This window comes from Photobacterium phosphoreum, assembly GCF_002954725.1.
Lineage (GTDB): Bacteria > Pseudomonadota > Gammaproteobacteria > Enterobacterales > Vibrionaceae > Photobacterium > Photobacterium phosphoreum.
In genome coordinates this window covers 1,388,090-1,397,779 of record NZ_MSCQ01000001.1, presented here as the reverse complement: position 1 = coordinate 1,397,779, position 9,690 = coordinate 1,388,090, and the positions used below count along the sequence as shown (strand labels likewise).

Here is a 9,690-nt window from a genome sequence, read left to right as displayed (position 1 = left end):
AGCCATAAAGGCTGCTTATTATAACTAAGGGTTTATAGAATTACGCTGTTGCTATTACAGGTTGCTGGTGGCGTGATTGTGTCACCAAAATGAAACCGATAATCGCGATAAAGCCAGTAATAAACATGGCTAAAGTTACCGTGAATAAACCGTATCCAGCAAAGGCTGAAACTAAACCACTCGCCGCAAAGCAGACCATTGTTTGCATAAAGTTCAGTAAACCAGCAGCAGTCGCACTACAGTTTCTGAAATCAGATAACGCTGAGCTAATAACCAATGGGTAAATAGCACCATTAGCCACTGCAAGGAAGCAGAATGGAATCAAAATTGGCCAGATAGTGGTAACAGTCATTGAAATTGAAATCACAAACATGATTAACACGCTGCTAAAGAACAATGCCAAAATCCACGGTAGTAGTTTTTTACTCTCGAAATGATTCAGTAATGAGCGACAACCATAACCACCAATAATAAAGGCAACAGTTTGTGGTGCATAGCTCAAACCAATATCAGTACCTGAGTAACCCATCGCTGACATTACAAACGGTGAACCGGTTAAATAAGCAAAGAAGGCCGCTGAACATGCTGCGAAAATAAGCATGTTACCCCAGAATTTCTTTGAGCTTAGAATTTGACCATAATCTTTGCGTAGCTTGACGGTTAACTTTTCTTGTTGTTGGCTAAGATTCGCACTCTCAGATTCTTTCAGTGTCATGATAGCCAATACTGCACCAAAACCAACTAATGCGATAAAAATACTACGCCAGCCTAATTGATGCTCAAGCATTGCGCCAAGTAAAGGGGCTAAAGCAGGAGAAAGTGCTACTAAAGGCATAATGGTCGCAAATACACGCTCAGAGACTTTACCATCGTAACGGTCAACCACAACGGCTTGCCAGATAACGGTTGCACTACATGCGCCTAATGCTTGCACAAAACGAGCAGCAAGGAATACTTCAATATTGGGTGCTAATGAACACGCAATAGAAGCGAGGCTGAACAACACCATACCGCCAACAAGGACTTTGATGCGTCCAATACGATCAGATAATGGACCATAAACGACTTGGCCTAATGCCATACCGAGTAAAAACACGCTGAGTGACAGGCCGATAAGAGATTGGGTGGTTGCAAAGTCGGCACGAATCGTTTCAAACGAAGGTAAATACATGTCTGTTGCTAGAAAACCTAGCATACTTAAACATGCAAACCAGAACAGGGTAATTTTAGATGGTTGATTTTTCATTTTATACTTTTGGTCAATATTTCAATTGACGTTAGTGTAATGCTGGTTTTAATAGCTGTAAAACGCTAAAATTTCAACCATGCTTTCAAAAAATTTGATGTGATATGTTTTCCTATAATGATCTACAAGTTATTGACGTTGTCGCCCGTCGTGGCAGCTTTTCAGGCGCAGCAGAAGAATTACATAAAGTGCCAAGTGCTATCAGTTACACCGTAAGATTGATAGAAGAGCGTTTAGCTGTCGAATTATTTGTTCGATTACATCGGCAGGTTAAACTAACACCCGCAGGTGAGTATTTTGTTGAAGAATCACGCAAATTAATTAAACAAATGCAATTAATGAAATACCAAACTCAACGTGTAGCGAATGGTTGGTCACAAAATGTATCGGTCGCGTTAGATACGGTTGTACGTCAAAGTCGCGTTAATATGTTGGTAAAAGATTTTTATGAACATTTTCCTGATGTTGAATTGCATCTTACTATGGAAGTGTTTAATGGGGTATGGGATGCGCTGGCTGATGGGCGAGCTGATATTGCCATCGGTGCAACAGCGGCTGTACCTGTTGGTGGTAGTTTTGACTATCGAGATATGGGCACATTAACCTGGAAATTTGTGATTGATCCCCAGCACCCATTGGCAACATGCGATCACCCATTAGAACCGCATGAATTAGCACAATATCCAGCGATTTGTTTAGAAGATACCTCACGGACGTTACCCAAACGGATCACATGGTTGATGGATAATCAGCGCCGAATATTAGTCCCTAATTGGCACAGTGCGATGCAGTGTTTAAAAGCAGGGTTAGGGGTGAGCGTAGTACCCAGCCATATGGCGATACCATTAATAGCCACGGGTGAATTGATTGAAAAAGAATTAGCATTAAAACCATCAGTAAGTCCATGTTGCTTGGCATGGAATACTGAAACCATGAATCCTGCTGTACGTTGGTTATTGGATTACTTAGGTGACAGCGAACAATTACACCGTCAATGGGTACGTTGATTAATTGTTACTATTGATAAGAAGGAACCGTTGGATAGATGACGCAGTATCGACATCTATCCAGCGGTGCTAATTTAATTTTTTAGGGTGTGATAACCCGCCCAAATACGTGTGGTGGTGGTGATCCAGCACAAAGCGCCGAATATCCATGCAATAGTGGCAAAGTGCTGCGGTAACAGACAAAACAGGATAAAACAGGCTATCGTTTCTGTGCCTTCCGTTAAGCCGCCAATGTAATACAACGATTTATGTTTATATACTGGGCTCTCTATATTGCGTTTGCCCGCCATAATTGCAAATGCCAGAAAACTTGAACCCGTACCAATAAAAGAAAAAATCAAAAATGCACCCGCAATGGCATTTTGACTCGGATCTGCCAGCACAAAACCAAACGGGATCAATGAATAAAATAGAAAGTCTAAGGTAATATCAAGAAATCCACCGCAATCGGTAATACCTTGTCGGCGTGCGACTGCGCCATCTAAACCATCAAATAGCCGATTTATAATAATAAAGAATAAAGCTAAACCATAATGTTCAAAGGCTAATGCTGGAAGCGCAAAGAGACCAATTACAAACCCACAAAGGGTTATTTGATTGGCACTGATACCATAATTATCAGGTAATGCCGCCAATTTCGCTAATGGCTGACGTATAAGGGTAATGCTGTAACGGTCGAGCATGGTACTTCCTGTTCTTATTATGTTTATCGCCAAGGCCAATGTAGAACATCGCCATTTGTCGGAATATCATCATCGTCATGAGTAACCATTAACGCAGGAATATCACGTTGTTTAATTTGATCAAATACAAACTGACGAAATGAAGATCGCAATGTTTTATCCAATTTACTGAATGGCTCATCAAGTAATACCGCTTGCGGTTGTGATAGCAATAACCGCATCATGCTGATCCTCGCACGTTGTCCGCCTGATATTTCATGCGCTTGTTGATGTTGTAAATCCAGCAAATCGAGTTCATCTAATGTTGCTAATGCGCGTTGTTTTCGTTGGTTACCTTTAATCTCTTGGGGTAATCCGAACGCAAGATTTTGCCAAATATTAAGGTGAGGGAACAGTAAATCATCTTGAAAAACAATGCCTATATGACGCATATTAGGGGCTAACGAGATTATAGAGTGATTATTGAGCCGTATTTCACCCGTAGCTGTGAAGTCAGCAGTAAGATGACCTGCAATAGCGCTAAGAATGGTTGACTTACCACCGCCACTCGGTCCCATGAGTGTCATTATTTTTCCCGCTTCAACGTCAAACGTTAACGGCCCTACAACCAAATTATTATTGCGATGACGTAAGGTGAGTTGTGAAACAGAAAGCGTCATAAGATTACCTTGTGATGTGAGTTTTAGATGTTTTGCGTTGTGCAAACACCATCGCGAGAGTAAAAAAGACCAACGGTAATAATCCTTGTAATAATCCGTAAATTGCACTAATACGTCGATCTTGACCACTTGCGAGAGTCACCGCTTCAGTGGTTAACGTAGACACCCGCCCAGCGCCCAGCATTTGTGTTGGTAGATATTGTGCCAAACTCACACTGCACCCAACGGCAAATGCTAACCATAATGCCGGTTTTAATTGTGGGAATTTAACCCGCCACCATGTTTGCCAACCATTTAAGCCTAAACTTCGTGCTGTTTGATCTAATCGTTGATCATAACTGCGCCATGGCCCATCTAAGGTAAGATAAATATACGGGAAGACATAAAGCCAATGACTCCAACTTACCCATAACCAAAAATGTTGCCCAGCAACAAAAGAAATCGCTATTTGCATACCAAATAAAAGTGATAATTGTGGTGCAATCATCGGTATTGCAATCAGTATTGTTGGTATACCACGTTGGTATTTTTGGCGGTATTCCAGACAAATGATCGCCATGATTAATGCCAAAATACTGCTGATTAACGCGAGAGTAATACTGTTGCTGACGAGTTGTTGCAGTGGTTCAAGCTGTTGTTGCCAAAAACGGTCACTATAACGGCTTGGGAGTAAGTCTGGAAAACGCCACCGCAATGCAAACGACCATATTGCTAAAATTGGCAACATAATCAATGGCAATAATAATAAACCACGGCTAAAAAAAGTAGCAATCGGAGAGGGTATACGGCGTGGATGCTGCTGAATTGCGCCTTTATATTGCCATGATATTGCATATGACAGTCGCCACCATTCTGCTAAACGTAATAGTCCAAAGGTGATGATCACGATACTTAATAATAAGAAAGCACCTGCCGCTGCACGTGGTAGCTGTGTTAAATTACCATCTGTAAACCATTGCCAAATTAGCATTGATAATGTGCTGGGATGTGTCGGACCAATAATCAAAGCCACATCCACAACGGCTAATCCATAACCTGCCACCGCAAAAATAGCTAAGCGTAATTTAGGTAACCACAGCGGTAGAATAACGTTATGCCATGTTTGTTGATGATTGTAGCCGAGACTGATAGATACTTGATAAAGACGTTTTATATCAAGCTGTTTGAGAATGCTAATACTCATTAATAATAAAAAAGGCGTTTCTTTAATCGCTAATGCAAACAGTAATCCTAACCCATAACGATCATGGATCAGGGTAGGGTAAAAAGAATCAGCTAACCCGAGATGATGCCAAATACGTGCAAGCCAACCTGTTGATGAAAACATTAAGCCAAAGCCAAGTACAAAAGCAACATGTGGAAAAGCTAATAAAGGTGCCAATAAACGTTCTATTTTTTGCCATTGCGGTGTTAACCAGTAACGTCGCAAAATTAAATAGCACCACCATAAGGCAAGCAGAGTACTGCCAAGGCCAGATAATAACGTCAAGCTAATCGAGTGACCAAGATCAGGCCAAGCAAAAAGTTGTTGCCAGCCTAATAATGATGGTTGGTGCATGTTCAATGCAGGTAGCCATGCAAAAGCAGGTGCCAACATGCCGAGAAAGCCAATGATCAATGGACTAGCAAAGAGCAATAATGTGATAAAAAATATAATGGCTAACATAGGGCTCAAATAAACATCAGACGAGAAAAGCTAACTTGCTATCATAGTGCAAGTTAGCTTGATTTATAATAAATATAACAGTGGGTTAGTTACTGTATCCTAGTGCTATATCTTAATTGCCATATCTTAGTTGCCATTGCTGTTCAATTGCAGCTAACCAAGTTGGGTTTGGCTCAGCAATTGAAGGATAGGGCGTAAAGCTCGGTTTCTTATACGATGCTGGTAATTGTTTAAAGGCTTGTGGGGTTAAGATTGTTGGATCACCCCATAAACTGGTATCTGCTTTACGTGCTTGTGCCTCAGGGCTTAATAAGAAATTAATCGCTACTAGTGCACCGGCTTTGGCATTTGCATTCCATGGAATCGCCAGAAAATGGATATTTGTTAACGCACCAGCACTGAACGCATAGGTTTTTGCTTTGTCAGTTAAATTACCGTTGGCAATGGCAGCTGCTGCTGCGTTTGGATTGAACGTAATTGCTAACAGTAATTGTTGATCATCAAGTAACTGTACTGTCTCTGCTGTACCTGCTGGGAATTGTTTACCTTGATGCCATGCGACTTTGTGTAGCTGATCAAGGTAATGCCACAATGGTGCAGTAACACGATCAAATAGTGCCTGATCTTTGGGTAGCTGTAATGGTTGATATAGGGCTTTTTTATCAGTTGTTAGTTCTAATAACGCCGCCTTTAAGAATCCGGTGCCATGAAATTCTGGTGGTTTAGGGTAACTGATTTTCCCCGGATGTTGTTGCGCTAAGGCTAATAGAGCCTTAAAACTTTTAGGTGGATTCTTTAATGTTTCAGGATCGTAAATAAACACCAGTTGACCCACACCCCACGGTGCTTCTAGTCCTTGGGTAGGTTCTGAAAAATCTTTATCAATAGGCAATGATTTATCAACATATTTCCAGTTAGGAAGCTGCTGTGTAAAAGGGCCGTAGAGTAAGCCATTATGTTTCATTGAGCGGAAGTTTTCACCATTGATCCATACCATATCAACACTGCCGCCACTATTTTTACCCGCGGTTTTCTCGGCTAATAAACGTTGAGTGGTTTCGGCTATGTCTGTCACTTTTACTTGCTTTAGTGTCACGCCATAGCGCTGTTGTAATTGAGTATTAGCCCATAATAGATAATCATTAATTTCTTGGCTGCCGCCCCAAGCATTAAAATAGACAGTTTCACCTTTAGCTTGGGTGAGGGTTTGCTGCCATGTCGGTGTGATATCGACGTTTTTATGTGTTTCGTCTGCTTGTGCTGTGATGCTGCTCACTAATAGAGCAACCGTTAGTGTTAGTTTCTTTAAGGTTGAAAATGGTGTGTTCACAATTGATATCCTTATATGCGCGCTATTAATTACGCATCCAGTGGTGATATTTCTTTACCCAAGCAAGCAATTTTTGAGGTGCATGCGCTTGTTTCCATACGCCAGCGGTGTATTTTGCACCTTCGCTCATGGTTGGATAAGGGTGAATAGTGCCTAAAATCTTATTTAGCCCTAAGTTATGGCGCATTGCTAACGTAAACTCGGCCAGTAAATCACCGCCATGATGACCAACAATCGTGACACCTAAAATTTTATCACTGCCTTTAGGGGTTAAGACTTTAATAAAGCCTTCATCATAGCCATCCGCAATGGCACGATCTAAATCATCAAGTCCATAACGTGTGACTTCATAGTCAATACCTTGTGCTTGAGCTTCTTTTTCATTAATACCGACACGTGCTAATTCAGGTGCAGTATAAGTGACCGCAGGAATAACAGAGTAGTCAACTTTGAACTTTTTAACGGCACCAAATAAACTATTCACCGCGGCATACCATGCTTGGTGAGCTGCAACGTGAGTCAGTTGATAAGGGCCTGCGACATCACCAACAGCATAAATGTTAGGATATTGGGTTTGTAAATATTGATTCACAGCCACCGTACCGCGTTCAGTTGTGGTAATACCAAGCTCTTCTAGACCAAATCCTTGCACATTTGCAACACGTCCTAAAGCGACCATGACCGCATCAAACTCAATGCTAACTTGTTGGCTGTCATGTTCAACGACAACACGTTGGATATGCTGACCATTATCATCAATCGTAGAGTCAAATTGTACCGCATTATGTTGCAGTAAAATGTTCACACCATCGTGAGTAAGAGCTTGCTCAACCAATTGAGCTGCATCGATATCTTCACGATTTAGTAGTTGGGGAGATCTTTCAACAATCGTGACTTCAGCACCTAAGCGGCAGAAACTTTGGGCTAATTCACAGCCAATAGGGCCGCCACCAAGAATAAGTAATCGTTTTGGTAGGGCGGTTAACTTCCATACTGTATCGGATGTTAGGTAATTGACACTGTCTAAGCCAGGAATCGCAGGAACTAAAGGACGTGCACCTGTCGCAATAACAATATTACGGGTTGTAATACGGGTGCCATTTACTTCCACTTCCCAAGGCGACAGAATCGTCGCGTCACCAGTAACACAGTTTACGCCTAATTGACTGTAACGTTCGATAGAGTCATGAGGTTCTATTTTTGCGATAACATTATGGATACGTCCCATAACTTGAGCAAAATCGATATGATCAATATGAGCATCAATGCCAAGCTGTGAAGCTTTTTTGATATCGGCAGCAGTATGTGCGGCGCGAATAAGTGATTTTGAAGGTACACAACCGGTATTTAAACAATCGCCACCCATTTTGTGACGTTCAATCAGTGTGACTTCTGCTTTTACTGCTGCTGCTATATACGCACTGACTAAACCACCCGCCCCCGCTCCTATGACAACAAGGTTTTGATCGAAATGGGCTGGTTTTTGCCATTGCTTATAATGCTTTTTAATTGTCATTGTTTTCATTATCCATGTTGTAAGTAATGGGAAAAGGCCAAGTAGAACTAAAGATAATAAGACGGGGGCTGAGATAATGCCACTGAGTGAGTCTATCTTCCCAAGTTGAGTACCGGCATTAATATAAACAGCCGTACCCGCAAGCATGCCTAATTGACTGACCCAGAAAAAAGTACGGGTTTTAATGATGGTTAATCCCATTAAGAGATTAATAAGGAAAAAAGGGAAAACAGGAATTAAACGTAAACTCAGTAGATAAAATCCCCCTTCTTTTTCAATGCCATTATTGAGTGTGGTTAAGCGATTACCAAACTTTGCTTGTACCCAGTCACGTAATATAAAACGACTAGAAAGAAATGCTAACGTTGCACCAATGGTACTGGCAAACGACACCATAATCAGGCTGGTCCAAAAACCAAATAATGCAGCCCCTAATAAGGTTAATATTGAGGCGCCAGGAATTGAAAGGGCAGTGACTAAAATATATAAACTAAAAAAGCTGATATAAGCCGTGATTGGATTTTCAATAATATGATGCTGTAGCGTTAATTGTTCTCGCTTAGCTGCTTCAAGTGTAAGAAATTGACCAAGATCAAAATAGAACCAAGCGCCAATAATTGCCAAGATAACCGTAAGCAACAAAATTTTATTACTTTTCATTGTTGATCCTTAGTTATTTTTATCTGAAATTGAAGCATTTGAAATAGTATCGGTTTGCGCTATATTTTGTTGATCATTATTTATTGGTTGGGGTTGAATAGGTAATGAACAAAAGCCTTGTGCGGGTACATCAAGCGCAGTGTTAAATTTAGCGGATAAATTTTGAAAGCTAATTAATGCCGTTAATTCGATAATATCATCACTGCTATACCAAGTAGCAAGTGCAGTAAGCATCTCATCACTCACATCTGCGCCCGTAATAGTCATTGCTTCTGTGTAGGTAAGTACAGCTTGTTCTTGTTCTGAAAAATGTGCAGAGGATTGCCAATTTGCTAATGCTTTTATTTTTTCTACTGAATGACAACGTTCCGCGAGTTTCATGCCATTTGCATCAACACAAAATGCACAGTTATTAAGTTGTGATACACGCACACAAACTAACGATCTTATGACAGCATCAATCGGCGATTTCTTGCGGTCAAGATAACCAAAGAACACGGCAACTAACCAAAAAAGTACAGGTTTACGTCCCCATAGTTTGGCTGGGTTGAGTACTTTGCCAAAATGGCGTGTTTGTAACCATAGTAATGGTTTTACCCATAATGAAAATGTGTTTTTGGTTAGTATGCGCAAGGAATGTCCTTATAAAATGAAAGTCACAACGACTCTTAACTAACAAGACCGAGATAAGTGATATTGTATTTCATTTAATGATAAAAATTTTATTTATTCGATTAATTGCTTGAAATAGCAATAGGAAATAGAACGTTCATCGATGAAGGGAGAGGTGCAATAGCTATAATGATATGAGGGTGTCGATAGATGATAAACAATCGTTATCGAAGGTTAACTATACGTTTCAATAAAGTAATGGATAAATAACGCGTAAATAAAATAAAGCGCACCATATTTGTTTTATTCTT

Annotated in this window: 8 protein-coding genes; 1 reads left to right on the top strand and 7 read right to left on the bottom strand. The window is 40.7% G+C overall.

Translation table 11 applies throughout. The features are described 5' to 3' along the window. Positions 1 to 40: 40 nt before the first annotated feature. Positions 41 to 1,246, bottom strand: coding sequence for a purine nucleoside transporter PunC (punC, locus tag BTO21_RS06185; protein ID WP_045032763.1), 1,206 nt, complete (start codon positions 1,244 to 1,246; stop codon positions 41 to 43). Positions 1,247 to 1,350: 104 nt separating this feature from the next. Here punC and punR point away from each other — a divergent pair, with 104 nt between their 5' ends. Next, entirely contained in the window at positions 1,351 to 2,253 is a 903-nt protein-coding gene (gene punR, locus BTO21_RS06180; RefSeq protein ID WP_045032761.1) for a DNA-binding transcriptional activator PunR, read from the top strand. Between the two features lie 74 nt (positions 2,254 to 2,327). Here the strand turns inward: punR and BTO21_RS06175 are convergent, their stop codons facing one another. The 6 genes from BTO21_RS06175 to BTO21_RS06150 form a co-directional block, all read right to left on the bottom strand. After that, entirely contained in the window at positions 2,328 to 2,936 is a 609-nt protein-coding gene (locus tag BTO21_RS06175; RefSeq protein ID WP_045032759.1) for a CDP-alcohol phosphatidyltransferase family protein, read from the bottom strand. Between the two features lie 23 nt (positions 2,937 to 2,959). Next, positions 2,960 to 3,595, bottom strand: a complete 636-nt coding sequence (locus BTO21_RS06170; protein ID WP_045032755.1) for an ATP-binding cassette domain-containing protein — start codon at positions 3,593 to 3,595, stop codon at positions 2,960 to 2,962. Positions 3,596 to 3,599: 4 nt separating this feature from the next. Further along, the gene (locus BTO21_RS06165; protein ID WP_105026730.1) at positions 3,600 to 5,261 is read right to left on the bottom strand and encodes an ABC transporter permease; all 1,662 of its coding nucleotides are present in this window, start codon (positions 5,259 to 5,261) and stop codon (positions 3,600 to 3,602) included. 112 nt (positions 5,262 to 5,373) lie between these two features. Beyond that, positions 5,374 to 6,537: an ABC transporter substrate-binding protein gene (locus tag BTO21_RS06160; RefSeq protein ID WP_065193830.1), complete on the bottom strand. Its 1,164-nt coding sequence runs from the start codon at positions 6,535 to 6,537 to the stop codon at positions 5,374 to 5,376. A gap of 79 nt (positions 6,538 to 6,616) precedes the next feature. Next, positions 6,617 to 8,767 (bottom strand): FAD-dependent oxidoreductase, encoded by a 2,151-nt coding sequence (locus BTO21_RS06155; protein WP_045032754.1) that lies wholly within the window; start codon positions 8,765 to 8,767, stop codon positions 6,617 to 6,619. A 9-nt stretch (positions 8,768 to 8,776) separates the two neighbouring features. Beyond that, positions 8,777 to 9,400, bottom strand: a complete 624-nt coding sequence (locus BTO21_RS06150; RefSeq protein WP_045032753.1) for a carboxymuconolactone decarboxylase family protein — start codon at positions 9,398 to 9,400, stop codon at positions 8,777 to 8,779. Positions 9,401 to 9,690 lie beyond the last annotated feature (290 nt).

Excerpts from the sequence above, each read along its gene's own strand:
- punC (WP_045032763.1), bottom strand. The coding sequence starts at position 1,246 with ATGAAAAATCAACCATCTAAAATTACCCTGTTCTGGTTTGCATGTTTA.
- punR (WP_045032761.1), top strand. The coding sequence starts at position 1,351 with ATGTTTTCCTATAATGATCTACAAGTTATTGACGTTGTCGCCCGTCGT.
- BTO21_RS06175 (WP_045032759.1), bottom strand. The coding sequence starts at position 2,936 with ATGCTCGACCGTTACAGCATTACCCTTATACGTCAGCCATTAGCGAAA.
- BTO21_RS06170 (WP_045032755.1), bottom strand. The coding sequence starts at position 3,595 with ATGACGCTTTCTGTTTCACAACTCACCTTACGTCATCGCAATAATAAT.
- BTO21_RS06165 (WP_105026730.1), bottom strand. The coding sequence starts at position 5,261 with ATGTTAGCCATTATATTTTTTATCACATTATTGCTCTTTGCTAGTCCA.
- BTO21_RS06155 (WP_045032754.1), bottom strand. The coding sequence starts at position 8,767 with ATGAAAAGTAATAAAATTTTGTTGCTTACGGTTATCTTGGCAATTATT.